The following is a 571-nucleotide window of genomic DNA, read 5'->3' as shown; positions in this document are numbered from 1 at the left end:
ATTTCTCTTTGAAGGTTGCGATGAAAAAGGTTTTGATTACTGGTTTTGAACCGTTTGGTGGTGATGCAATAAATCCGGCGTTGGAGGCTGTGAAACGGCTAGAAGAAACAAGTATTGACGGTGGCATCATTGTTACTTGTCAGGTGCCTGTGACGCGTTTTGAGTCCATCAGTGCTGTGATTGATGCGATTGAAGCGTATCAACCAGATTGTGTTATTACCGTTGGTCAGGCCGCGGGTAGAGCGGCAATAACGCCCGAACGCGTTGCAATTAATGTGGATGACTTCCGAATTCCAGACAACGGTGGCAATCAGCCAATCGATGAACCCATCATCGAACAAGGCCCGGATGCGTATTTTTCGTCTTTGCCAATCAAGCATATTGCTCAAACGTTGCATGAGAGTGGCATCCCTTGTCAGGTTTCTAATAGCGCGGGGACGTTTGTGTGCAACCATCTGTTTTATGGAGTACAGCATTATCTGAGGGACAAATCGATTCGGCATGGATTTGTGCATATTCCGTTGTTGCCTGAGCAAGCGACGGATAGCAACCACCCGTCAATGAGCCTCGA

The 571-nt window shown here is 47.5% G+C and carries 1 protein-coding gene; it reads left to right on the top strand.

Annotation, left to right across the window (positions count from 1 at the left end; genetic code table 11):
* Positions 1 to 20: 20 nt before the first annotated feature.
* On the top strand, positions 21 to 571 hold a 551-nt coding region (pcp, locus tag R7044_RS27060), incomplete at its 3' end, for a pyroglutamyl-peptidase I (RefSeq protein ID WP_225456209.1).

Source organism: Vibrio sp. 1402, from assembly GCF_033340275.1.
Note: the sequence above shows the minus strand (reverse complement) of the source record. Positions and strands in the feature narration are given on the sequence as shown.